Origin of the sequence: Pseudomonas sp. LS.1a, assembly GCF_022533585.1 — a bacterium.
In the GTDB taxonomy this organism is placed as follows: Bacteria; Pseudomonadota; Gammaproteobacteria; order Pseudomonadales; family Pseudomonadaceae; genus Aquipseudomonas.
In genome coordinates this window covers 37,039-60,499 of record NZ_CP092827.1, presented here as the reverse complement: position 1 = coordinate 60,499, position 23,461 = coordinate 37,039, and the positions used below count along the sequence as shown (strand labels likewise).

The following is a 23,461-nucleotide window of genomic DNA, read 5'->3' as shown; positions in this document are numbered from 1 at the left end:
TTCCTATTTCACTTCCGGTGGCGTCTGGAAGGTGTGATACGGCGCAGGCGAAGGGATCGACCACTCCAGGCCCTCGGCGCCATCCCAGGGCTTGGCCGGTGCCGGCGCGCCGCCACGGATACACTTGATGACGATGAACAGGAAGAAGATCTGCGTGGCGCCGAACATGAACGCGCCGATCGACGACACCATGTTGAAGTCGGCGAACTGCAGGTTGTAGTCGGGAATCCGCCGTGGCATGCCGGCCAACCCCACGAAGTGCATGGGGAAGAAGGCCATGTTCATGCCGACGAACGATAGCCAGAAGTGCAGCTTGCCGAGGGTTTCGTCGTACATGTGGCCGGTCCACTTCGGCAGCCAGTAGTAGGCCGAGGCGAAGATGCCGAAGATCGCCCCAGGCACCAGCACATAGTGGAAGTGCGCCACCACGAAGTAGGTGTCGTGGTACTGGAAGTCCGCCGGGGCGATCGCCAGCATCAGCCCGCTGAAACCGCCGATGGTGAACAGGATGACGAAGGCGATGGCGAACAGCATCGGCGTCTCGAAGGTCAGCGAGCCTTCCCACATGGTGCTGACCCAGTTGAACACCTTCACCCCGGTAGGCACGGCGATCAGCATGGTGGCGTACATGAAGAACAGCTCGCCGACCACCGGGATACCGACCACGAACATGTGGTGGGCCCAGACGATGAACGACAGGAAGGCGATGGCGCCGGTGGCGTACACCATCGAGGTATAGCCGAACAGTGGTTTGCGCGAGAACGCCGGGATGATCGAACTGACCGCGCCGAAGGCCGGCAGGATCATGATGTACACCTCGGGGTGGCCGAAGAACCAGAACACGTGCTGGAACAGCACCGGGTCACCACCGCCGGCGGCACTGAAGAAGCTGGTGCCGAAGTGGATGTCCATCAGCATCATGGTCACCACGCCGGCCAGCACCGGCATCACCGCAATCAGCAGGAACGCGGTAATCAGCCAGGTCCAGACGAACAGCGGCATCTTCATCAGGGTCATGCCCGGGGCACGCAGGTTGAGGATGGTGGCAATCACGTTGATCGCGCCCATGATCGAGCTGATGCCCATCAGGTGGATGGCAAAGATGAAGAAGGTGACGCTGGCCGGCGCATAGGTGGTGGACAGCGGGGCGTAGAAGGTCCAGCCGAAGTTGGGCCCGCCGCCCGGGCTGAACAGGGTCGAGACCAGCAGCAGGAAAGCCGCCGGCAGCAGCCAGAAGCTGAAGTTGTTCATCCGCGGCAGGGCCATGTCGGGCGCACCGATCATCAGCGGGATCATCCAGTTGGCCAGGCCGACGAAGGCCGGCATCACCGCACCGAACACCATGATCAGGCCGTGCATGGTGGTCATCTGGTTGAAGAACTCCGGCTGGACGATTTGCAGGCCGGGCTGGAACAGCTCGGCGCGGATCACCATGGCGAACGAGCCACCGAGCAGGAACATCAGGAAGCTGAACCACAGGTACATCGTGCCGATGTCCTTGTGGTTGGTGGTCAGCACCCAGCGCATCAGGCCCTTGGCCGGGCCGTGTGCATGCTCATGGCCGTGGGCGTGGTCGTCGATCACTGCACTCATGTCCTGTCTCCTGCAATCCATTGATTGCCGCGAGTAACCCGGTTCATTGCGCTTCTGCCTGCTTCAGCGCCAGCACGTCCTTCGGCGTGACCATGTCACCCTTGTTGTTGCCCCAGGCGTTGCGCTCGTAGGTGACCACGGCGGCGATATCGACTTCCGAGAGCTGCTTGCCGAACGCGGCCATGGCGGTGCCGGGCTTGCCGTGGAAGACGATGCCCAGGTGGGCTTCCTTCGGCCCGGTGGCGATCTTCGAGCCCTTGAGCGCCGGGAACATTGGCGGCAGGCCCTGGCCTTCGGCCTGGTGACAGGCCACGCAGGTGGAGTGGTAGACCTTGTCACCACGTTCCACCAGTTCTTCCAGGGTCCATTCCTTGCTGGTCAGCTCCTTGAGCTTGGCAGCTTCAGCCTTGCGCTCGCCCAGCCAGGTGTCGTAGTCGGCCTTGGACTTGACCTCGACCACCACCGGCATGAAGCCGTGGTCCTTGCCGCACAGCTCGGTGCACTGGCCGCGGTAGATGCCGGGCTTCTCGATACGGGTCCAGGCTTCGTTGACGAAGCCGGGGATGGCATCACGCTTGACCGCAAAGGCCGGCACCCACCAGGAGTGGATGACGTCGGCAGCGGTCACCAGGAAGCGCACCTTGGCGCCCACCGGCAGCACCAGCGGCTGGTCGACTTCGAGCAGGTAGTGCTCGTCCTTGGGTGCCTTGTTATGGATCTGTTCGGTGGGGGTGGCCAGGTTGCTGAAGAACTCCACGTCCTGGCCCAGGTATTTGTAGTGCCACTTCCACTGGTAGCCGGTAACCTGGATATCGATGTCCGACTCGCTGGCATCGTAGATGTCGATCAGGGTCCTGGTGGCCGGGATGGCCATGGCCACCAGGATCAGGAAGGGGACCACGGTCCAGAGGATTTCCACCCAGGTGTGCTCGTGAAAATGCGCAGCCTGCTGGCCGGTGGAGCGGCGGTGGATGACCATCGACCAGAACATCGCACCGAACACCACGATACCGATGATCACGCAGATCCAGAAGATGGTCATGTGCAGGTCGAAGACGGCGTTGGAGACTTCCGTCGCCCCCGGGTGCATGTTCACGGTCCAGGCGGCGTTGGCCTGACCAAAAACCGACCACAACAGGAGGCCCATCCAGACATGTGGATGTCGCATCATTGCGGGTTCCCCTTCTCGTTCTTGTAGTCCCGGAGGCGTGGCCTGCGGCAAGAGGGAACGGTGGTCAAGACTGCCTGGCTTCGACGACCGAGCCCCTGCTAAAAGCAGTCGGGCCTCATCAACGAATCACGTTCACCGGGAGTATAGACAGCGACCAACGGCACGCAACGAAGCCCGTGAAATGAACTCGATGAAATGGCTGAATAGCCTGAAAACCGCGCGCTTGACACGGCATGGCACAATAATGGCGTTTCGATATGCCTGAGCATGCACACGTTTGCGCGACTTATAACAAATGCGTCTTAGGTATTCTGTATACCGAGCTAATTTAGTGTCTTCCGTTTGAAACGTAATGTCCCTGGAGTTGTCATGAACATCGCTGCTGTACGCGAGCAGGTAAGCCAAGCCCATCAACACGAAGGCCAGACCGGCCAACTGAAAACGCGTCTCGAGCTGCAACTGCCCCACCTGCACCCCTCGATCCAACTGCCTGAGCAGGACGCCCAGGGTACTTTGGCGCGCTTCGTCAGCGCCTACATCGACCAGGTTCCGGAACTGCTGGAGGCCGCCCACGCGGTTGCCCGCGAGGCCGGAATCGAATCGCAGATCAAACCTGTACTGAAAATTGCCGAAGCCTACTTCCTGCAGCCACCCAGCGTGATGCAAGGGCATGTGGGCCTGGACTGCCTGCTGGATGAGGCCTACCTGGCGCACCGCCTGGTGGAAGAGGTGAACGACCTGTACATCCGTCACTTCCAGCAGCCACTGATCCCGGTCGACACCACCGTCGCCAACCTGATTGCCCACCAGTTGATTGGCGAGACCTTTGCCAACCAGCTGGATGAAGTGGTGCACCATTCGGTGGACGAAATGTTGAACGACGAAAGCTTCGCGGTGGAGTCGGTGGAGGCCTACCGCGAGAAATTGAGCAGCCCGGAAACGGGTGCGGCGTGGAAGCGCTGGCCGTGCCTGTCTCGTCAGCTGGGTGTGGAGTTGGGCCAGCCGGCCTGATTTCCTGTCCCGGCCTCTTCGCGGGTAAACCCGCTCCCACAGGTACTGCACAGGCTTCAAAGCCTGTGCAGTACCTGTGGGAGCGGGTTTACCCGCGAAGAGGCCAGTTCAGGCGATACAGGCTTTCAGCTTCAAGCCCCAACCCCCGCCGTAGTCCGCATCCGCCCCTCGATCCGCCGTTTCAGGCGCCGCTGCTCGATCAGCAACCGCGACCCATTGGCCGAATTGCTGCGACCCCAGTCCTCCAGCAGCTCAAGGCACGAGTGGTCGATATAGCTCAGGTTACCCAGCGGCACGTGCAGCGTGGTCCCCGCCGGCACGCTATCCAGCACCTGAGTCAGCGCCGGCACCTTGAGGAAGGTGGCGGCACCACTAAGCCGCAGTTCCATGTGCCCAGCCTTCTCCAGGCTGACCAGGTTGATCTTCAACCGCGCCGCCTTCAGAGCCAGCTTCAGCAAGGTCAGGGCAAAGCCCAGCAGCACGCCGGTCAGCAGGTCGGTAAAGATGATCGCCAACGCCGTCGCCGCGTAGGTGAACATCGGCATACGGCCATAGCGGCCAAGGCCGCGAAACGCCTTGAAATCCACCAGCTTGACCCCGGTAAACACCAGCACACCCGCCAGGCTCGCCACCGGGATCTGCTGCAAAACGCTGCTCAGCGCAACCACGAATGCCAGCAACCAAAGGCCATGGAAGATTGCCGAAGCCCGGGTCTGTGCACCCGCCTGCACGTTGGCCGAGCTACGCACGATCACCCCGGTCATCGGCAACGCGCCCAACACCCCGCACAGCATGTTGCCGATGCCCTGGGCCGACAGCTCACGGTCGAAGTCCGAACGCTGGCCGCTGTGCATGCGGTCAACCGCTGCAGCCGACAACAAGGTTTCGGCACTGGCGATGAAGGCCAGGGCAAACGCGGCAACCAGCAGGGTAGGGTCGGCCAGTTGCATCAGGTCACCAGGGCGGATCCAGTCGATGGCCTCGGACAGGTCGGCCGGCACCTGTACGCGGTTCACCGGCAAGGCCAGCCACATACTGATTGCCGTCATGGCCGACACGCCCAGCAGGGCACCCGGGACGAAGCGCAGCCGCTGCGGCCGCAGGCGCTCCCAGCCCCACATGATGGCGATGGTGCCCAGGCCCAGCGCACCGGCCACCCAGCCGGAGCCGGCGTTTTCATGTGGCAGGGCTGCGGCCACCGTCGCCGGGAACTCCAGCAGGTTCTGCATGCCGGAAGGCTGCGGCGCGGTGTCGAACATCACATGCACCTGCGACAGCACGATCAGCACGCCAATCCCGGCCAGCATGCCGTACACAACCGCCGGCGCGGTAACCCGGAACCAGCAGCCCAGGCGCAAGCGCCCAGCCAGCAATTGCAGCAAGCCGGCCAGCAGCAGGATCGGCCCGAGCATGGCCATGCCATGCTGGCGCACCAGCTCGAACACCAGTACCGCCAGGCCCGCTGCAGGGCCACTGACCTGCAGCGGCGAACCGGCGAGGAAACCCACGACAATGCCGCCGATAATGCCGGTAATCAGGCCTTTGGCTGGCGGCATGCCCGAGGCGATCGCAATGCCCATGCACAACGGCAGGGCAACCAGGAAGACCACCACCGACGCCAGCAACTCACGCGGCAGGGCCGTTTTCAACTGTGTAATGTTCACCGTGTTTCTCCTTTCTCTGTCACACAGCCATTCCCCTGGCCGTGGGCACGTTTGCCCCTGACGAGCGCGCAGGCGCGGGCCGCCAGCGGGCGTGCCGGCAGGCAGTCAGGGAATTCAAGGCAGCCGAAGGCCGCGCCACACCCTACGGGGTGCAGCCGGCTATCAAGGTTTCAGCGGGCGGATGGGTCGCTTAGTAGCGGCCTCTCGGAGTAGCGCAGGGGACCGGCTCGCCGGCGGCCAGGGGCAGGAAGCTATCGCTGGCGGCGTCGTAGGCTTCGATCTTGCTGGTCTCGATGTCGTAGACCCAGCCATGGATGAACAGCTCACCGGCGGCCAGGCGCGAAGCCACCGAAGGGTGGGTGCGCAGGTGATGCAGCTGGGCGATGACGTTTTCCTTGGTCAGCACTTGCATCGTTTCGTGTTCGCTGCCGCACGAGCAGTTGTTCTCGACCACGGTACGGGCCACTTCGGCGTGGCGCAACCAGGCGGATACGGTCGGCATCTTGGTCAGCGATTGCGGGTTGAGTACCGCGCGCATGGCGCCGCAGTCGGAGTGGCCGCAGACGATGATGTGATGCACTTTCAACGCCAGTACGGCGTACTCGATGGCGCTGGAAACGCCGCCGTTCATCTGGCCATAAGGCGGTACCACGTTACCGACGTTACGGGTCACGAACAGGTCGCCAGGCGAACTCTGGGTGATCAGCTCGGGAACGATGCGCGAGTCGGCGCAGGTGATGAACATGGCACGCGGTGTTTGCGCGGTGGCGAGCTTCTTGAACAGCTCTTGCTGCTCGGGGAAAACGTCATGGTGAAAACGCAGGAAGCCGTCGACGATGTGCTTAAGGGCGGCATCGGCGCTCTCCGCGGGGACCTGCGGTACGACCTTGGATGGGTCCTTGATGGGCATGATTCATCCTCTTGACGGTGTATAGGTAAATCCATTTTACCGGTGAAAGATTCTGGCTATGCAGGGATTTAGATGACACGCACGGGCCATAGATCACAGTCGGTGTGGACTGATTTCCTACGCTAGCGAGGAAAACTTAACTGAAGCTTAATTCGAAGGCTCTAGAACGGGGGTTCCAGATGAAAGAGGCGGGAACTGGATAATAGCAAAAAAACATCAACTGCCAAGAGCCATTAGTCCAATTATCAACTTGGATTAGTTGTATTGATGGCTGGCAATGCGCCCCATGCAGGAACCCGGAACCTGGCCGTGCTCTGCTCAAGCATCAGAACAGCGCCATCTGCCCACCCGGCGGGCAAAACGCCGAACAATCCAGCGCCTGCGCTTCTCGCCCTTCGAAATCCAACCGCTTCATGGCTTTGGCAAAGCGCTGCGCCAGCAACTCGGCAAACACGCCTTCACCGCGCATGCGCACACCAAACCGGCTGTCATACAGCTCGCCACCGCGGCTCTGGCGGATCAGGCTCAACACATGCGCCGCCCGCTGCGGGTAATGGTCCTGCAGCCATTGCTCGAACAACGGCGCCACCTCCAGCGGCAGGCGCAACATCATGTAGGCCGCGCTCTGCGCGCCAGCCTCCCTGGCCGCCTCCAGCAGGCGCTCCAGTTCACTGTCGTTGATCATTGGAATCATCGGCGAACACAACACGCCCACTGGCACCCCCGCCTCGCGCAACACGCGGATCGCTCGCAAGCGCGCCTTGGGTGACGCCGCACGCGGTTCCAGCACCCGTTTCAGGTCATCGTCCAGCGTGGTCAGGCTGATCATCACCCGCGCCAGGCGCTGGCGGGCCATCTCGGCCAGCAGGTCAAGGTCGCGCAATACCAGCGAACCCTTGGTGACGATGGTCACCGGGTGGCGAAAACGCAGCAGCACTTCGAGCAGGCGCCGGGTCAGCAGTTGCTCCCGCTCGATCGGCTGGTACGGGTCGGTATTGGAGCCCAGGTTGATCGGTGCGCACACGTAACCCGGTTTGCTCAGTTGTTGCGCGAGCACCTCGGCGGCATTGGTCTTGGCTATCAGCTTGGTCTCGAAATCCAGGCCGGGGGAAAGGTCCCAGTAGGCGTGGGAAGGGCGGGCATAGCAGTAAATGCAACCATGCTCGCAGCCACGGTAAGGGTTGATGGAGCGGTCGAAGGGCAGGTCGGGCGAAGTGTTGCGGCTGATCACCGACTTGGCCGTCTCGACTCGCACCTCGGTGCCCTGGGTTTGCGGCACCTCCTGGCACCAGCCATCATCCTCCGCCACCGAATGGCTGGGGGCAAAGCGATTGTGCGGATTATGTGCCGTGCCACGGCCCTTTTGCGGTGCTGGAGGAATCATGGGCCCACCCCGTATACTGTATTCATATACAGTATCGTGCGCGCCATAATCTTTCCAGCACCTCCGGTCAGCGTCCCCTCACTTCAGGCCATGCCAACGCAGGTAGGGCAGCTGGCTCGGCTGCCGGCCAAGGAACAGCTCGATGCCTTCCCGCAACGGGCGCGATGCCCCCGGGGCAAGCAATGTCTCCTGCAGCGCCCGGCCTGTGGCCCGATCCAGCAGGCCTTGGGCCTCGAAGCGGGTGAACAGGTCAAAGGCGTGCACATCCGACCACAGATAGGCGTAATAGCCGGCATCATAGCCGTTCACCAGATGGTCGAAGGCGTGCGCCGGGTGCTCGAAATCGGCAAGGGGCCAGTAGCCAGAATGCTCACGGGCATCGCTCAGGCGCTGTTCGAGGGAACGGCCATCGTTCGGCGTACCATGCAGGTCCAGGTCGAACAGCGCCAGGCTCAGATCGCGCGCGGTTTCCTCCACGCCTTGCTGCCGCATGCGGCGCAGGCACTCATCGACCCGCGCCCGGTCAAGCTGGCTGCCATCGTGCTGGTGCGACGAGATCGCCACCAGGTAATCAGCGTCCCAGACCCAGCGCTCGAACAGCTTGCCGAACAGCTCCACGCCATCGGTCCCGAGTTCGGTGACGTTGGACATCACGTGGTTGGTCGTGCGCACCAGCAAGTGGTGCAAGGCATGGCCAAACTCGTGGAACAGCTTGCGCAGTGACAGATGGCCCAGCAACGGCTGGCTACCCGGCAGCGCTGCTGGCACGTCGCTGTAGACCACCACCGAGGCCGCCTGGTAGATCCCCTCGGCATCGACCCGGCGGTTGCGAATGTAGGTGGTGAACACCGAGTCAGGCTGCTTGCCGGCATGCTGTACGGCGTCCAGGTAGAAGAAGCCGATCAAGGCGTTGTCCTGCCACACCTCGAACGGTTGCACGCTGTCATCCCAGGTTGCCAGCGGCCTGGCCTGCAGCGTCACGTCAAACAGCTTTTCCGCCAGTTGCTGCAATGCGCTGACCACAGCATTCAGCGGGAAGTATTCGCGCAAGGCTTCGGTGGACAGCACCGTGCGCGACGAAGCCTGCAGGTAGGCAATGTCCCAGGGTTGAATATTCCCCAACCCCTTGGCTGCGGCCTGGCGCTGCATGTCTGCGCGCCACTGCAGCATGGCCGGCCGCACATGCTCGGCCAGGTCATGAAGAAAGCCGCGCACATGGGTAACCGAACCCGCGCTCTTCACATGCAGGCTCTGCTCCAGATGGCTGGCAAAGCCGAGCAGGTGAGCCTTTTCTTCCAGCAGCCTCGCCAGTTGCTCCAGGAGCGAGCGATTGTCCTGCTGCAGGCCAAGGCCGACGCCTCGGGTGTTGTAAGCCCGGTACACGCGCTCACGCAGCTGCCGGTTGTCAGCATGTTTGAGCACGGCATCGGTGGTCACGCTTTCGCACGCAATCAACCAGCCTGGCTCTCCCGCCTCCTGTGCCCTTGTAGCCAGCTCATCACGGATGCGTTGAGGTATACCGCTCAGTTCGGATTCATCCGTGACGCTCAGCCCTGGCCGGTTGATGTTGCTGCGAAACGCCTCCCGCGCAGCGCTAATCTGTTTCAGGAGTTCGGCCAGGCGTACCTTGCCTGCAGGGGCGAGCGATGCACCACTGGCGCTGAACTTGTCCAGATGCCAGCGCAACGTGGCGCGTTTCTGGGCATCCAGCTGCTTGCCGATGTCGCTGTTGGCCAAGCGCTCATACAGAGCCTGCAGTGCGGCGTTGGTGAATTTCTGGTCGAACCGCTCCGTGGTCTTGGCAAAGAAGTCGATAATGGCCGCGGCCCAGGCTTCATCCCGGTCAACCAATGGCGAGGCAGCATACAACACCGCCAGCAGCTGGCTATCCAGCCCGTCAACCGCCAGCACCATGTCATCCCAGGTTGGCATGGCCTGCTGATCGAGGAGGATGCGTTCGATGCCTTGCTCGTGCGCCAACAGCACGTGTTCAAAGGCGACTTGCATGTTTTCGATGGTGATCGCCGGATAATCGACGGGGATATGGCTATTTTGCAGAAGTGGGTTGTCCATGGCGCAACACCTTGCTCGTAGAAAAGAGCAGGCGAGCTTGCATGGCCAGCGTACAGCAGGTGGCCTGACTATCTACCACCTGGGCATACCGGCCCGGGCATGGCGCCCGGGCGGCACGAAGGCTTTATTCAGCCGGTTTCTTCAGCTTCGGGTTGGGGAAGAACTGCACCGTCTGTACCTTGGCCGGCGCGGCTTTCGGTTGCAGATGGTTGACCCGGGTGCCGAGTTCCTTCGGCACCGACAAGCCCTGCTCGTTGAGGGTGTCGGTAAAGCCGCAGGCCACGCACTCGCGGTGTGGTACGCCGTCTTCGTTCCACATCATCAACTTGTCGGTCTCGCTGCACGCCGGGCATACCGCCCCGGCAATGAAGCGTTTCTTGGTCTTGTTCACGGCTACCTCGCTCATGCTGCAGCGTCCTCGCTCAGGCCACTGTGGCGCAGCAAGGCATCGATGGAAGGCTCACGGCCACGGAAGTCGACGAACAGCTCCATCGGCTCGCGAGAGCCACCGCGTGCCAGTATCGCCTCGCGGAAGGCGCGACCGGTCTCGGCGTTCAGCACGCCTTCTTCCTCGAAGCGCGAGAAGGCGTCAGCCGACAGCACCTCGGCCCATTTGTAGCTGTAGTAGCCCGCCGCGTAACCACCCGCGAAGATGTGCGCAAAGCTGTTGGGGAAGCGGTTGTACGCCGGTGGGCGCATGACCGACACCTCGTCGCGTACGCCTTCGAGCACCTGCAGCACGCTGCGGCCGTCACCATGGGTGGCATGCAGCTCGAAGTCGAACAGCGAGAACTCCAGCTGACGCACCATCATCATGCCCGACTGGAAGTTCTTCGCCGCCAGCATCTTGTCCAGCAGGTCCTGGGGCAGGGGTGCACCGGTTTCGTAGTGGGCGGAGATCAGTGCCAGGCCTTCCGGCTCCCAGCACCAGTTTTCCATGAACTGGCTCGGCAGTTCGACCGCGTCCCAGGCCACGCCGTTGATGCCGGATACGCCGGCATGCTCGATGCGGGTCAGCATGTGGTGCAGGCCATGGCCGAACTCATGGAACAAGGTGGTGACTTCATCGTGGGTCAACAGCGCCGGCTTGCCGGGGGCGGCCGGGGTGAAGTTGCACACCAGGTTGGCCACCGGGCTCTGCAGCTGGCCAGCGGCGGTGCGGCGACGGTCACGCGCACCATCCATCCAGGCGCCGCCACGCTTGTTGGCGCGGGCATAGAGATCGAAGAAGAAGCGGCCGACGTGCTGGCCGTTTTCCTTGATCTCGAACAGGCGAACGTCCGGGTGCCAACTGTCGAAGCCCTTGAGTTCGGCGATTTCGATGCCGTACAGGCGCTGCACGATGCTGAACAGGCCGCCCAATACCTTGTCGATCGGGAAGTAGGCGCGCAGGGCTTCCTGCGAAACACTGTAACGCTGCTCGCGCAGCTTCTCGCCGAAGTAGCCGGCGTCCCAGCTGGCCAGCTCAGGGCAGCCCTGCTCAGCGGCGTAGGCCTTGAGCTGCTCCAGATCCTGGGCGGCGAACGGCTTGGAACGCTTGGCCAGGTCACGCAGGAAGCTCAGCACCTGGTCGCTGGACTCGGCCATCTTGGTGGCCAGGCTCAGCTCGGCGTAGTTCTTGTAGCCCAGCAGTTCGGCCAGCTCCTGGCGCAGGCCGAGGATTTCCTGCATCACCGGGCCGTTGTCGAACTGGCCAGCATTCGGGCCCTGGTCCGAAGCACGGGTGCAGTAGGCGGCGTACAACTCTTCGCGCAGGGCACGGTCGCTGGCGTAGGTCATTACCGCGTAGTAGCTGGGGAATTCCAGGGTGATCAGCCAGCCGTCGAGGCCCTTGGCCTGGGCGGCGGCGGCCATCTGCGCCTTGGCCGAATCGGTCAGGCCGGCCAGCGCGGCTTCGTCGGTAACGTGCTTGGTCCAGGCCTGGGTGGCGTCGAGCAGCTGGTTGGAGAAACGGCTGCCCAGCTCGCTGAGCTTGCTCTGCACTTCGGCGTAGCGCTGCTGTTTATCAGCAGGCAGGTCGATACCCGACAGGCGGAAGTCACGCAGGGCATGCTCGAGGATAGTCTTTTGCGCCACGTCGAAGCCGGCGGCCTCCGGGCTATCGATCAGCGCCTGGTAGGCTTCGAACAGCGCACGGTTCTGGCCCAGTTCGGTAGAGTAGGCGCTCAGCGCCGGCAGGCACGACTCGTAGGCTTCGCGCAGTTCCGCGCTGTTGCACACCGCATTGAGGTGGCTGACCGGGCTCCAGGCGGCGCCCAGGCGGTCGTTCAGTTCGTCCATGGCCAGCACCAGACCGGCCCAGGTCGGGTTCTTGCCCTGCTTTTCGAGGATCTCGGCAATGGCTTTACGGTTGTCGGCCAGGATCGCTTCGATCGCCGGCAACACGTGTTCGGCACGGATTTGCGAGAAGGGCGGCAGATCGTAGGACTGCAGAAGCGGGTTGTTCGCACTCACGGTTTGGATACCTTGGCAGAAGAAACACTGCCCCATCTTAATTACAATCGACGCCGACCGCAGCAGGCAGCCTGCCTATCGGCACAGATGAGAGACGCTATCATGGCCATCCGAAGCTTCCAGCAACACACTCCGAAAGTTGGGCCCAGGGCCTTCGTCGACCGGTCGGCGGTAGTGCTGGGCGACGTGGAAATCGGTGAAGACAGCTCGGTCTGGCCGTTGACCGTGGTACGCGGCGACATGCACCGCATCCGCATCGGCGCTCGCACCAGCGTGCAGGACGGCAGCGTGCTGCACATCACCCACGCAGGTCCCTTCAACCCGGACGGTTTCCCGCTGATCATCGGCGACGAAGTGACCATCGGCCACAAGGTCATGCTGCATGGCTGCACCCTGGGCAACCGCATCCTGGTCGGCATGGGCAGCACCATCATGGACGGCGCCATCGTCGAGGACGAAGTGATCATTGGCGCCGGTAGCCTGGTGCCGCCAGGCAAACGTCTGGTCAGTGGCTACCTGTACATGGGCAGCCCGGTGAAACAGGCCCGGCTGCTGAACGACCAGGAACACGCATTCTTCGCCTACAGCGCCAGCAACTACGTGAAGCTCAAGGACCAGCACCTGGCCGAAGGCTACGACCAACCTGAATGACCGCATTCGCGGGTAAACCCGCTCCCACAGGTACGGCGCCGGCCTCAGGCCCTGTGATATCCCTGTGGGAGCAGGTTTACCCGCGAAGAAGACCACGCAGCACTCAAGTGGAACTCAGTAAATGCACCAGCAAAACATCCTGTTCGACCTCGACGGCACCCTGACCGACCCTCGCCTGGGCATCACCCGCTCGATCCAGTACGCACTGGCCAAACTGGGCATCGACGAGCCGGACCTCACCCGCCTCGAGCACTTCATCGGCCCACCCCTGCTGCAGGCCTTCATGCAGTTCTACAGCTTCGACGAAGCCAAGGCCTGGGATGCGGTGAACTTCTATAGGGAACGCTTCAGCGTCACCGGCCTGTACGAAAACCTGGTGTTCGACGGTGTACCGGAGCTGCTCGAGGCCCTAAACGGCCAGGGCCGCACGCTGTACATCGCCACCTCCAAGCCGTGGGAGTTCGCCCGTGAAATCGCCCGGCACTTCGCCTTTGACCACCACTTCAAGGTGATCTACGGCAGTGAGCTGGACGGCACGCGCACCAACAAGGTCGAGCTGATTCGCCATCTGCTTGATGAAGAAGGGCTGGACCCGGCGCAGACCCTGATGATCGGCGACCGCAAGCATGACCTGATCGGTGCGCGCAGCAATGGGTTGCAGGCAGTGGCGGTGGGGTATGGGTTTGGTAGCCAGGAGGAGTTGATGGCGGAAGAACCGGCATTCCACTTTGCTACCTTGGCCGAGATGCATCAAGCATTTCTCAAGGCTTGATGGCCATTGGGGCTGCCTTGCCGGCGATGGGCCGCAACGCGGCCCCAGAATCTCACCGGCTAACCATCAACCGCCGCAACGCCGCCTTCCGCTCTTCAATCGGCAACCGCCCCAACTGCTCCACCCTCTGATAAAACCGCGCCCAATCCCCACCCACTTCGCGGAACACCGCCGCAAACGCCGGCACCCACTGGTCATACAGCCCGAACGGCAACAACTTGGCATTGCTCATCGGCCCATACATCCAGGCGTCATAACGCTTGTCGCCACCCCACTGGCCATCCCGCAGCTGCCGGTATTCACGCCGCAAGCGCTCAAACTCCGCCTGCTTGGCCGCCCGCTTCTGCACATCATCCAGAGGCCCGGCATATATCGCCTGCAGCCGCTCGCGGCTGGCCAGCACCAAGCGGATGAACTGCTCACGCTGCTGCCCCTGCTTCCCCCCAACCGCAGCAAGCCCACGCGCCACGCGCCATTGCCGCGTGCCTTCCTGCTCGACGAAGGAGGCAAACGACTCGTTGAACTCGGTATCGTCCTGCACATAGAAGCGCTGGTGGGCGAGCTCATGGAAGATCAGCGTGGCCAGGCGCTCTTCGCTCCAGCCCACCATCGACGACAGGATCGGGTCGTCGAACCAGCCCAGGGTCGAATAGGCCTCCACGCCGCCCACGTATGCATCCATGCCTTCCTGGCGCATCAACGCCGCCGCCCCACGCGCCGCGCCTTGCTGGTAATAGCCGCGATAGGCCACACACCCCGCGATCGGGAAACAGTGAGTCACCGGCTGCAACGACAGCTCGGGGGTGGCGAACACATTCCACACCACGTAGGGCCGGCCAATGTCGGCATATACCCGGTAGCTGCGGTTGTCCGGCAGCTTCAGCTGCTGGCTGGCAAATACCCGTGCCTGACTGGCATGTTCCAGGCGCGCGCGCAGTTGCGCGGAGGTGGCCGGGTCGGCCACTACCTGCTCCACCGGCTGTCGTGCGCGCAGCAACTGCCACTGGCCCTCGGCCAACTGCCCATAGTAGGCGGCGCTGCTGCAACCGTTCAGCAGGAGCACCGCCAGCAGCGGAACCAAACGGGTGAAAAGAAGGTCGAGTGGCCCAGGACCTGAGCGCTGCATAAGAATAAGTCGAAGCATCCGGGACTGTCTGACTCGCTCAAGGCCGATTCACTCCAAGACTATCTCGCCAAGGGGGCGTTTCGCCATGCGTGCACTATTGGTCATCGGCTCACTGCTGCTGATATCCGCCTGTTCGACCTTGCCAGACCCAGACCCGAACCAGGCCTGGATCGACCTCACGCCCTACGACAACACCTCGCTGCACGCCGTGCAGGTAGATGAACGCGACTGGGCCGACAGCCGCTATTTCGAAGTACAGCCCGGCAGCCACGAGCTGACGGTGCGCTACCAGTTTCCGGTTACCCCCAGCAATATCGGCCCGGTCAAGGAGCCGTTGTGGCGTGATTGCCAGGTCAAGCTGACCTTCAAGGATTTCAGTGCCGGCCAGCGCTACCAGATGCAGGCTGGCAGCATCGGTTTCCGCCCCTGGATCAAACTCTACGACCATCAGCAGAAACTGGTTGGCCAGGGCTTGCCTGCAGGCTGCCAGCGCACCTGAACCGTACAAACGGCGCTATGCTTGTAGCGTGTAAACCGCAAGTGGAGACTTGCCATGCGCCAGCCCATGATGCTGATCGCCCTCAGTGCACTGGGGGCCTGCGCTAGCCCCTTGCCCCCCGTCGACCCCAAACAGGCCTGGGTCGACCTGTACACCATGACTCCCGGCAGGACGATCATGGCCGACCGCCTCGATGGCCAGCGCCTGGAGGATGGCCGTTACTTCCAGGTGACACCGGGCAAGCACGAACTGGTAGTGCGCTTCGATTATGAGATCTACGGGGGCGGCCCCATGACCCAACCCAGGGACCGTACCTGCTACCTGACCGTACGCTTTGACAACTTCCGGGCCGGTGAACGCTACCGCCTGGAGGCTCGGGCGCCGGTGATGGAGCCGCAGGTGCTGCTGTATGACGGCAGCCGCAAGGTAGTGGTGAACGAGCCTAGCGAGGTGTTCTGCATTCCGTGACCTGGGGCTGCCTTGCAGCCCCGGGCTCTAGAACTTACTGATCATTCTTCTGATAAATGATCTTCTTGGTTCCACCATCGCAGGTCCCGACGACCATGTTCTGGTCCTTGACCTCGCTGTTGGGCACGATTTCCAGGGTATAGGACGAAACCCCTTGGGCCTGGATCTTGGCCTCGATCTCGGCTTTGAGCTCCTCGCACGGCTTGACCGCCGCCAGCGCAGATGTGGCGACCAGGGAAGCCAACACGGCGAATGCTACGCGAATCATGAAACGGCTCCTGAAAGGGCAGCGTGCTGCCGACGCTGTTTAGACTACAGCAAACCGCTCTCATTGCACCGTTTCCCCAATAAGAGCCCAGCCGCCAACGGCAAGCTCATAATCGCAAGGCAAGCATTGAATCCATCGAATGTGCCCATACAGAGTTGAAAAGGCCTGTGGCCAAACACCTTTGCGGAGGCTCCATGACGCAGCTGCGTGACCTGAAGATTTCCACCCTCGACCTGGTACCGGTACGCGCCGACGCCGGCCCGGCGCAGTCGCTGCGCAACTCGCTGGACCTGGCGCAGCACGTCGAGCGCTTTGGCTACAACCGCTTCTGGGTGGCCGAGCACCACAACATGGACGGCATCGCCAGTTCGGCGACTGCGGTGCTGATCGGCTACCTGGCCGGTGGTACCTCGAGCATTCGCGTGGGCTCTGGCGGGGTCATGCTGCCCAACCATGCGCCGCTGGTGATCGCCGAGCAGTTCGGCACCCTGGCCAGCCTGTACCCGGGGCGCATCGACCTGGGCCTGGGCCGCGCGCCGGGTTCCGACCAGATGACCGCCTACGCCCTGCGCCGCGACCGCGCCGGCGGCCCGGATGACTTCCCGGACGATGTCGAGGAACTGTCACGCTACCTCGGCCCGCGTACTGATGACCAAAAAGTGATCGCAGTGCCAGGGCACGACACCGAGGTGCCGATGTGGCTGCTCGGCTCCAGCCTGTTCAGCGCCCAGCTGGCCGGCATGCGCGGCATGCCTTACGCGTTCGCCTCGCACTTTGCGCCGCGCTACATGCACGAGGCGATCCGCGTATACCGCAACCACTTCAAGCCCTCGACCACGCTGGACAAGCCGTATGTAATGCTGGGCATCCCCATGGTGGTGGCGCAAACCGATGAAAAGGCCGAGTACCTGGCCACTTCGGTGTACCAGCGCATCCTCGCGCTGATTCGCGGGCAGAGCCTGATGCAGAAGCCGCCGGTGGAAAGCATGGATGGGCTGTGGCTACCCCATGAGCGGGATGCGGTGGGCAGCTTCCTCGGCCTGGCGATGATCGGCAGCCCGCAGAAGGTGCGGGCCAAGGTGGAAGTGCTGCTGGAGCAGACCGGCGCCGATGAGCTGATCTTTACCTGTGATCTGTATGAGCATGCGGACCGGATCCGGTCCTATGAACTGATGGCGCAGGCTCTCAAGACTGAGTGACCTTCTTCGCGGGTAAACCCGCTCCCACAGGGGTATCACAGGGCCTGAGACCGGCACCGTACCTGTGGGAGCGGGTTTACCCGCGAAGAATCCAACCCGTTAACCGCGACGGTACACAATTTCCTTGGTACCAGCCTCGCAACTACCAATCACCTTGCCAGCCGGGTCGCCCTTGTCGACGATCTCCAGCTTGTAGCCGGTGACCCCCTTGGCATCCAGCTTCGCCGCAATCTCCGCCTTGAGCTCCTCGCACGGCTTGCCCGCTGCCAGTGCACCACCCGCCAGGGTCATAAGGCCCAGCGCCAGAATCAGTTTGTTCATCACTCGCTTTCCTTGTGCAGATGAAATCAGAAAGGGCGCCCGCCAAGGCGCCCCCTTCCTGAATACCCCATCATGCCGGGCTCATCCAGCCCGACGGTGTTTCAGCTGTTGGCAATACGGAAGCCGACCTTCAGCGTGACCTGGAAGTGCGCCGCCTTGTTGTCACGGATATGACCGCGGGTATCTATCACCTCGAACCACTCCAGGTGCTTGATGCTCTTGCCGGCTTCGGCCAGGGCATTGTTGATCGCCTCTTCGATGCTGGTGGTCGACGACCCCACCAGTTCGATCTTCTTGTAAGTGTGATGATCGGTCATGAGCGCTCTCCTTGGATAACGGTGAGATTCAGCCTAGCAGCGCAGGCCGGGTTTACCTGCGAGCTGTCACCGCTGGTGAAAGTTCGATCGCACTTTCGCTTCGCCAGGCAGTCGCAACTTCTACAGCCCACAACGCGAAGGAGAGTCAACATGCACCGCAATTCGCTGCGTAAAACGTCCCTGGAAAGCATGGAAGCCGAAATCGAGAGCCTTCTGAAGACCCTGGAGAACCTCAAGCATGATGCTTCCGAGGAATCCCAGAAGTCGGTGAAGGCCATCCGCAGCAACGCCGAAAGCGCCCTCCGCCATTCCCGTAGCCTGCTGAGCGATGCCTACGAAGAAGTGAAACACCGTACCCGCCAGACTGGCATCGCCACACGCGATTACGCTCAGGAACACCCCTACACCACGGCGGGCGTTGCTATTGGTGCACTGGGCCTGCTGGCAGCCTACCTGCTGTGCAAGCGCAACTAGACTAGGCGCCCTGCCGCGCCAGCTCCGCCCGTAACCACTGCGCCAGCTGCTCGGCGCGCCCGTCCGCGGCGCGCCGGGGCACCCACAATGCCAGCGCTGCAGGGGTTGGTGAAAAGCCCCACGGCGCACTCAAACGGCCCGCCCGCAGGTCATCGGCGACCAGCGGCTGCGGTGCAATCGCCACACCCAGCCCGGCCACGGCCGCTTCCAGCAGGTAATACAGGTGCTCGAAAGCCTGACCATAGTGGAGGGCCGCCGGCTCCAGCCCCTGCTCCAGCGCCCAGGTCGGCCAGGCCTGCGGGCGCGAGGTGGTGTGTAGCAAGGCCTCGCCCAGCAAGGCCTTGGCCGGCGCACCCTGCAAGCGCTCGAAACCGGCGAAATGCGGGCTGAGCACCGGCCCGATGCGTTCCTCGGCCAGCACATGCACCTGCATGTCCGCCGGCCACGGTGGCTCGGCATATACCAGCAGCGCATCCAGCCCCGGCCGCCGCGGGTCGAGGTCGCCTTCGCCCGCCGACAGGTGCAGGCGCAGCTCTGGCAAGTCCGCCTGCAGCCGCCCCAACCGCGGGATGAACCAGCGCGCCAGCAGGCTGCCCGAGCAGCCCAGCACGAACGGCGCCTCGCTGACATCGTGGCTGAGCTCGGCACACACGCTGCGCAGCCGGTCGAAGGCTTCGCCACTGGCATCGCGCAGACGCACACCGGCATCTGTGAGTTTGATGCCGCGCCCGTCCTTGACGAACAGCGCTACGCCCAAGTGTTCCTCGAGCACCTTGATCTGCCGGCTGACGGCGCCATGGGTGACGTGCAGCGCTTCGGCCGCCTGGCTGACGCTATTGAGCCGTGCGGTGGCCTCAAAAGCCCGCAGGGCGTTGAGGGGAGGGAGGTCGTGGGCCATTTTACCTGTGAGTTTTTCTGACAAGTTTGCGCAATCTTATCGGTTTTCAGCCGGGCTTGCCGTGGTTAGAGTAAAGCCCATCACTCATTCATTACGCCCTGGAGCGCCCCATGACCCAGTCCCAATACCGCCCCGGCCCCGACGCCAACGGCCTGTTCGGCTCGTTCGGCGGCCGCTACGTGGCCGAAACCCTGATGCCACTGGTGCTGGACCTGGCCCGCGAATACGAAGCGGCCAAGGCGGACCCCAAGTTCCTCGAAGAGCTGGCCTACTTCCAGCGCGACTACATCGGCCGCCCCAACCCACTGTACTTCGCCGAGCGCCTGACCGAGCACTGCGGTGGCGCGAAGATCTTCTTCAAGCGTGAAGAGCTCAACCACACCGGCGCGCACAAGGTGAACAACTGCATCGGCCAGGTGCTGCTGGCCAAGCGCATGGGCAAGAAGCGCCTGATCGCCGAAACCGGCGCCGGCATGCACGGTGTGGCCACTGCCACCGTTGCCGCGCGCTTCGGCCTGCCTTGCGTGATCTACATGGGCGCCACCGACATCGAGCGCCAGCAGGCCAACGTGTTCCGCATGAAGCTCCTGGGCGCCGAGATCGTCCCGGTCACCGCCGGCACCGGCACCCTGAAGGACGCCATGAACGAAGCCCTGCGCGACTGGGTCACCAACGTCGAAGACACCTTCTACCTGATCGGCACCGTGGCCGGCCCGCACCCGTACCCGGCCATGGTCCGCGACTTCCAGTCGATCATCGGCAAGGAAACCCGCGCCCAGCTGCAGGAGAAGGAAGGCCGCCTGCCAGACAGCCTGGTTGCCTGCGTCGGTGGTGGCTCCAACGCCATGGGCCTGTTCCATGAGTTCCTCGAAGAGCCAAGCGTGCAGATCATCGGCGTCGAAGCCGGTGGCCACGGCGTGCACACCGACAAGCACGCCGCCAGCCTGAACGGCGGCGTGCCGGGCGTGCTGCACGGCAACCGCACCTACCTGCTGCAGGACGAAGACGGCCAGATCACCGACGCCCACTCGATTTCCGCCGGCCTGGACTACCCGGGCATCGGCCCGGAGCACGCCTACCTGCACGAAGTGAAGCGTGTCGAGTACGTCAGCATCACCGACGACGAAGCGCTGGATGCGTTCCACGCCACCTGCCGCCTGGAAGGCATCATCCCGGCCCTGGAAAGCTCCCACGCCCTGGCCGAGGCAATCAAGCGCGCACCGAAGCTGCCCAAGGACCACCTGATGGTCGTGTGCCTGTCGGGCCGCGGCGACAAAGACATGCAAACCGTCATGAACCACATGGCCGCCCAGGAGAAACAGGCATGAGCCGTCTTGAACAACGCTTCGCCGAGCTGAAGGCCGAAGGCCGCTCGGCACTGGTCACCTTCGTCACCGCGGGCGACCCGGGCTATGACGCCTCGCTGCAGATCCTCAAGGGCCTGCCGGCAGCCGGTGCCGACGTGATCGAACTGGGCATGCCGTTCACCGACCCGATGGCCGACGGCGTGGCCATCCAGCTGGCCACCCTGCGCGCCCTGGAGGCTGGCCAGACGCTGGCCAAGACCCTGCAGATGGTTCGCGAATTCCGTGTGGATAACCAGACCACACCGATCGTACTGATGGGCTACTACAACCCGATCCACCGCTTTGGCGTGGAAAAGTTCGTGGCCGAAGCCAAGCAAGCCGGCGTCGATGGCCTGATCATCGTCGACCTGCCGCCCGAGCATGATGCCGAGCTGGCGACCCCGGCCCAGGCCGCGGGTATCGACTTCATCCGCCTGACCACCCCGACCACCGACGACGCGCGCCTGCCGCGCGTGCTGGAGCGCAGCTCCGGGTTCGTCTACTACGTGTCGGTGGCCGGTGTGACCGGTGCTGGCTCGGCGACCACCGAGCACGTGACCGAAGCCATTGCCCGCCTGCGTCGGCACACCGACCTGCCTATCAGTGTTGGCTTTGGCATCCGTACGCCGGAACAGGCTGCGGCCATTGCCCGCCTGTCGGACGGCGTGGTGGTGGGCTCGGCGCTGGTGGACAAGATTGCCCAGGCCAAAGATGCCGATCAGGCCGTGAACGATGTATTGAGCCTGTGCTCGGCACTGGCTGAAGGGGTGCGCGGCGCCCGCCGTTGAACCGCGTCGCCATCTTCGCGGGCACGCCCGCTCCCACAGGTCCTCCACAGTTTTCAGCATCTGTGTGGTCCCTGTGGGAGCGGGCGTGCCCGCGAAGAGGCCGGCACAGGCTATAGCGGCCTATCCCCCAAAAATCGACAGGTCCAAAGGCCGCACAGCCCCCATCCAGATCGCATGGTCCCGGTGGTCTGCCAGTTCATCCCCGGTCAGCGGGTGCATGAACACCACCAACCCCTTCCGATACAACGCCAACCAAGGCAACACCACCCCCACCACCTCCGGCCCGAACGCCAGTTGGCAGCTCCAGTCCGGGTGCGGCCCGACCGGTTGCTGGTGCATGCGCCCCATGGTCACGGGGAATAACCGCGAGGCCTCCTCGCACAGTTCGCGGGCCTGCTCCATGGTCGCTGCGTCATAGTAGACGTGGGCGTGGTAACCCTTGATTCTCTGCACGATAACTCCTGATTGTGGTCCAATCATCACCACCAGCAAGGGGAATGATGCCGTGAAAAACGCCGAAACCCCAGTGTTCAAACTGGTCCTGTTCGGGCCTGAAAGCAGCCTGGGTAATGCCCTGATGGTAGAGCTGCTGTCACGCCAGCACGAAGTCACCGCCGTGGTAGACGACCTGAACCGCCATGCGCCGCGCCCCGGCCTGCACTTCAAGATAGGCGGGCTGGGCGATGCCGACCAGGCGGAGCAGGGCGCGGCAGGCGGTTCGGCGGTCATTGCCCTGTTATCGACGCTGGCGCCGGGCGATCTGCCCGGGCAAGCCCGCATGAGCGAAGCGCTGGTGGCAGGGCTGAAGCGTACGACTATACGCCGGCTGTTGCTGGTGGGCGATTTCGATGTGCTGGATGAGCCAGGCAAATACAGCGAGGTAGAGCGGGAATGTGTGGATCAGGTGGTCGACGGGTTACAGCGCAGTGCGTTGCGCTGGACCCTGATCAATGCACCACACGAGGTCCCTGGGTTGGGGATGGAGCATTTTCGCAGCACCGAAGGTACGCTGGAGCCGGGGTTGGCTGAGCCGTTGCGGCGCCTGGCCAGGGTCGTGGCGGGGATGGTGGATATGCTGGAGCTGGATTTGCACCGGGGCGAGCATCTGAACTTCGTGGTCTAGATTGCCGGCGATGGGCCGCAAAGCGGCCCCGGGGATGTCACAGGCTGCGCTCGCGCTCCAGCCAATCCACAAACCGCTGGATCAACGCCCCACGCCGCTTGCGTGGCGGCAACACCGCGTAATACCCGCGCGCCGAACGCAAACTTCCCTCCAACGGCCGGCACAACAACCCTTGCTCCACCAACCCATCCACCAGGTGCCCCCAGCCAATCGCCACCCCTTGCCCGGCAATCGCCGCCTGGATCAGCAACGTATAATTATCGAACCGCAACTGCCCCGCCGGCGGCGGGCTGGCCACGCCAAACCCGCGGAACACCCCCGCCCAGTCAAACCAGCGGCTAGCCTGCTCGCCCTTCAAATGCAGCAAGGGCAATCGTTGCAAAGCCACGGCTGACAAGGGTTTGCCATGAATCAGCCGGGGGCTGCATACCGGGAAAACTTCCTCATCGAACAGCCAGCGACTCTCGCCCTGGTGAAAGCGCCCGTCGCCAAACAGCACCGCCACGTCGATGTCCGGGCGCAACATGCCCTGGCTGCGCTCACCGGTCACCAGGCTCACGTCCACTTGTGGATAAGCCTCGTGAAAACGCTGTAGCCGTGGCATCAGCCAGAACGCCGCAAAGGCGAAGTCGGTAGCCACCTGCAGCACTTCGCGCTGGCCACGCCCACTGACCTGGGCAATGCCGTCCTCCATGGCCTGCAAGCCCTGATGCACCTGTTCGAACAGCACCTGGCCAGCCTCGGTCAGTTCGATACCCCGGTAGATGCGGTCGAACAGGCGCGTGCCCAGCTGTGACTCCAGCCGTTTGACCTGCTGGCTCACCGCCGGCTGCGTGGTACCCAGCTCCAACGCCGCAGCGGTAAAACCACGCAGGCGTGCGGCGGCCTCGAACACGCGCAAGGTATCCAGCGACAGCTCGGCAAGGTGCTCAAACATAAGCTTGGCTAATC

General features: G+C 63.1%; 25 protein-coding genes. 10 read left to right on the top strand and 15 right to left on the bottom strand.

All coding sequences use genetic code 11. From position 1 onward, the window contains the following. Positions 1–3: 3 nt before the first annotated feature. Both ctaD and coxB read right to left on the bottom strand, forming a co-directional pair. Entirely contained in the window at positions 4–1,593 is a 1,590-nt protein-coding gene (ctaD, locus tag MKK04_RS00285) for a cytochrome c oxidase subunit I (RefSeq protein ID WP_207831482.1), read from the bottom strand. Between the two features lie 43 nt (positions 1,594–1,636). Continuing rightward, positions 1,637–2,764 (bottom strand): cytochrome c oxidase subunit II, encoded by a 1,128-nt coding sequence (gene coxB / locus MKK04_RS00280; protein ID WP_233693990.1) that lies wholly within the window; start codon positions 2,762–2,764, stop codon positions 1,637–1,639. 369 nt (positions 2,765–3,133) lie between these two features. Between coxB and MKK04_RS00275 the strand changes: the two genes are divergently transcribed. Further along, positions 3,134–3,775 (top strand): hypothetical protein, encoded by a 642-nt coding sequence (locus MKK04_RS00275; protein WP_241106133.1) that lies wholly within the window; start codon positions 3,134–3,136, stop codon positions 3,773–3,775. 131 nt (positions 3,776–3,906) lie between these two features. On the opposite strand, the gene MKK04_RS00270 is transcribed toward MKK04_RS00275, so the two are convergent. From MKK04_RS00270 to prlC, 6 genes are all read right to left on the bottom strand, one after another. Continuing rightward, positions 3,907–5,439, bottom strand: coding sequence for a SulP family inorganic anion transporter (locus MKK04_RS00270; RefSeq protein ID WP_207831476.1), 1,533 nt, complete (start codon positions 5,437–5,439; stop codon positions 3,907–3,909). 190 nt (positions 5,440–5,629) lie between these two features. After that, positions 5,630–6,349, bottom strand: coding sequence for a carbonic anhydrase (locus MKK04_RS00265; RefSeq protein ID WP_063912352.1), 720 nt, complete (start codon positions 6,347–6,349; stop codon positions 5,630–5,632). A gap of 325 nt (positions 6,350–6,674) precedes the next feature. Beyond that, the gene (locus MKK04_RS00260) at positions 6,675–7,733 is read right to left on the bottom strand and encodes a PA0069 family radical SAM protein (RefSeq protein ID WP_207831474.1); all 1,059 of its coding nucleotides are present in this window, start codon (positions 7,731–7,733) and stop codon (positions 6,675–6,677) included. 78 nt (positions 7,734–7,811) lie between these two features. After that, positions 7,812–9,806, bottom strand: coding sequence for a M3 family metallopeptidase (locus MKK04_RS00255; protein WP_241106132.1), 1,995 nt, complete (start codon positions 9,804–9,806; stop codon positions 7,812–7,814). 124 nt (positions 9,807–9,930) lie between these two features. Further along, positions 9,931–10,212: a YheV family putative zinc ribbon protein gene (locus tag MKK04_RS00250; RefSeq protein WP_233693992.1), complete on the bottom strand. Its 282-nt coding sequence runs from the start codon at positions 10,210–10,212 to the stop codon at positions 9,931–9,933. Next, positions 10,209–12,296, bottom strand: coding sequence for an oligopeptidase A (gene prlC, locus MKK04_RS00245; RefSeq protein ID WP_207831467.1), 2,088 nt, complete (start codon positions 12,294–12,296; stop codon positions 10,209–10,211). The genes MKK04_RS00250 and prlC overlap by 4 nt, the downstream gene beginning before the upstream one ends. A 66-nt stretch (positions 12,297–12,362) precedes the next feature. Between prlC and MKK04_RS00240 the strand changes: the two genes are divergently transcribed. Together MKK04_RS00240 and MKK04_RS00235 are read left to right on the top strand one after the other, a co-directional pair. Then, entirely contained in the window at positions 12,363–12,911 is a 549-nt protein-coding gene (locus MKK04_RS00240; protein ID WP_233688227.1) for a gamma carbonic anhydrase family protein, read from the top strand. Between the two features lie 121 nt (positions 12,912–13,032). Next, positions 13,033–13,683: an HAD family hydrolase gene (locus MKK04_RS00235; RefSeq protein ID WP_063912326.1), complete on the top strand. Its 651-nt coding sequence runs from the start codon at positions 13,033–13,035 to the stop codon at positions 13,681–13,683. A gap of 52 nt (positions 13,684–13,735) precedes the next feature. Here the strand turns inward: MKK04_RS00235 and MKK04_RS00230 are convergent, their stop codons facing one another. Next, positions 13,736–14,809: an aminopeptidase gene (locus MKK04_RS00230; RefSeq protein ID WP_233693994.1), complete on the bottom strand. Its 1,074-nt coding sequence runs from the start codon at positions 14,807–14,809 to the stop codon at positions 13,736–13,738. Positions 14,810–14,894: 85 nt separating this feature from the next. Here MKK04_RS00230 and MKK04_RS00225 point away from each other — a divergent pair, with 85 nt between their 5' ends. Both MKK04_RS00225 and MKK04_RS00220 read left to right on the top strand, forming a co-directional pair. Then, complete coding sequence (locus MKK04_RS00225; protein ID WP_063912324.1) at positions 14,895–15,308, top strand: PA0061/PA0062 family lipoprotein; 414 nt, start codon at positions 14,895–14,897, stop codon at positions 15,306–15,308. A 54-nt stretch (positions 15,309–15,362) separates the two neighbouring features. Beyond that, on the top strand, positions 15,363–15,776 hold the full coding sequence (locus MKK04_RS00220) for a PA0061/PA0062 family lipoprotein (protein WP_063912323.1): 414 nt from the start codon (positions 15,363–15,365) through the stop codon (positions 15,774–15,776). Between the two features lie 34 nt (positions 15,777–15,810). Here MKK04_RS00220 and MKK04_RS00215 read toward each other — a convergent pair whose 3' ends face one another. After that, complete coding sequence (locus tag MKK04_RS00215; protein ID WP_207831459.1) at positions 15,811–16,044, bottom strand: DUF1161 domain-containing protein; 234 nt, start codon at positions 16,042–16,044, stop codon at positions 15,811–15,813. A gap of 194 nt (positions 16,045–16,238) precedes the next feature. Between MKK04_RS00215 and MKK04_RS00210 the strand changes: the two genes are divergently transcribed. Further along, a complete protein-coding gene (locus MKK04_RS00210; protein ID WP_207831457.1) occupies positions 16,239–17,243 on the top strand; it encodes an LLM class flavin-dependent oxidoreductase in 1,005 nt (334 codons plus the stop codon). A gap of 99 nt (positions 17,244–17,342) precedes the next feature. Here the strand turns inward: MKK04_RS00210 and MKK04_RS00205 are convergent, their stop codons facing one another. Further along, complete coding sequence (locus tag MKK04_RS00205; RefSeq protein ID WP_003261041.1) at positions 17,343–17,564, bottom strand: DUF1161 domain-containing protein; 222 nt, start codon at positions 17,562–17,564, stop codon at positions 17,343–17,345. A gap of 101 nt (positions 17,565–17,665) precedes the next feature. After that, positions 17,666–17,881 (bottom strand): dodecin, encoded by a 216-nt coding sequence (locus MKK04_RS00200; protein ID WP_013970282.1) that lies wholly within the window; start codon positions 17,879–17,881, stop codon positions 17,666–17,668. Positions 17,882–18,031: 150 nt separating this feature from the next. Between MKK04_RS00200 and MKK04_RS00195 the strand changes: the two genes are divergently transcribed. Next, entirely contained in the window at positions 18,032–18,355 is a 324-nt protein-coding gene (locus MKK04_RS00195) for a DUF883 family protein (RefSeq protein WP_063912320.1), read from the top strand. Between the two features lies 1 nt (position 18,356). On the opposite strand, the gene MKK04_RS00190 is transcribed toward MKK04_RS00195, so the two are convergent. Then, positions 18,357–19,253, bottom strand: coding sequence for a LysR family transcriptional regulator (locus MKK04_RS00190; protein ID WP_063912319.1), 897 nt, complete (start codon positions 19,251–19,253; stop codon positions 18,357–18,359). A 110-nt stretch (positions 19,254–19,363) separates the two neighbouring features. Between MKK04_RS00190 and trpB the strand changes: the two genes are divergently transcribed. Both trpB and trpA read left to right on the top strand, forming a co-directional pair. Then, complete coding sequence (trpB, locus tag MKK04_RS00185; RefSeq protein ID WP_015268451.1) at positions 19,364–20,581, top strand: tryptophan synthase subunit beta; 1,218 nt, start codon at positions 19,364–19,366, stop codon at positions 20,579–20,581. Further along, positions 20,578–21,387 (top strand): tryptophan synthase subunit alpha, encoded by an 810-nt coding sequence (gene trpA, locus MKK04_RS00180; protein ID WP_233688225.1) that lies wholly within the window; start codon positions 20,578–20,580, stop codon positions 21,385–21,387. Before trpB ends, trpA begins: the two co-directional genes overlap by 4 nt. Positions 21,388–21,507: 120 nt before the next feature. Here trpA and MKK04_RS00175 read toward each other — a convergent pair whose 3' ends face one another. Further along, positions 21,508–21,840 (bottom strand): DOPA 4,5-dioxygenase family protein, encoded by a 333-nt coding sequence (locus MKK04_RS00175; protein WP_207831453.1) that lies wholly within the window; start codon positions 21,838–21,840, stop codon positions 21,508–21,510. 52 nt (positions 21,841–21,892) lie between these two features. Between MKK04_RS00175 and MKK04_RS00170 the strand changes: the two genes are divergently transcribed. Beyond that, positions 21,893–22,510 carry an NAD(P)-dependent oxidoreductase gene (locus MKK04_RS00170; RefSeq protein WP_241106131.1) on the top strand — a complete coding sequence of 206 codons (618 nt, stop codon included), beginning with the start codon at positions 21,893–21,895 and terminating at the stop codon, positions 22,508–22,510. A 37-nt stretch (positions 22,511–22,547) separates the two neighbouring features. Here MKK04_RS00170 and MKK04_RS00165 read toward each other — a convergent pair whose 3' ends face one another. Further along, positions 22,548–23,447: a choline sulfate utilization transcriptional regulator gene (locus MKK04_RS00165; RefSeq protein ID WP_207831449.1), complete on the bottom strand. Its 900-nt coding sequence runs from the start codon at positions 23,445–23,447 to the stop codon at positions 22,548–22,550. Between the last annotated feature and the right edge of the window lie 14 nt (positions 23,448–23,461).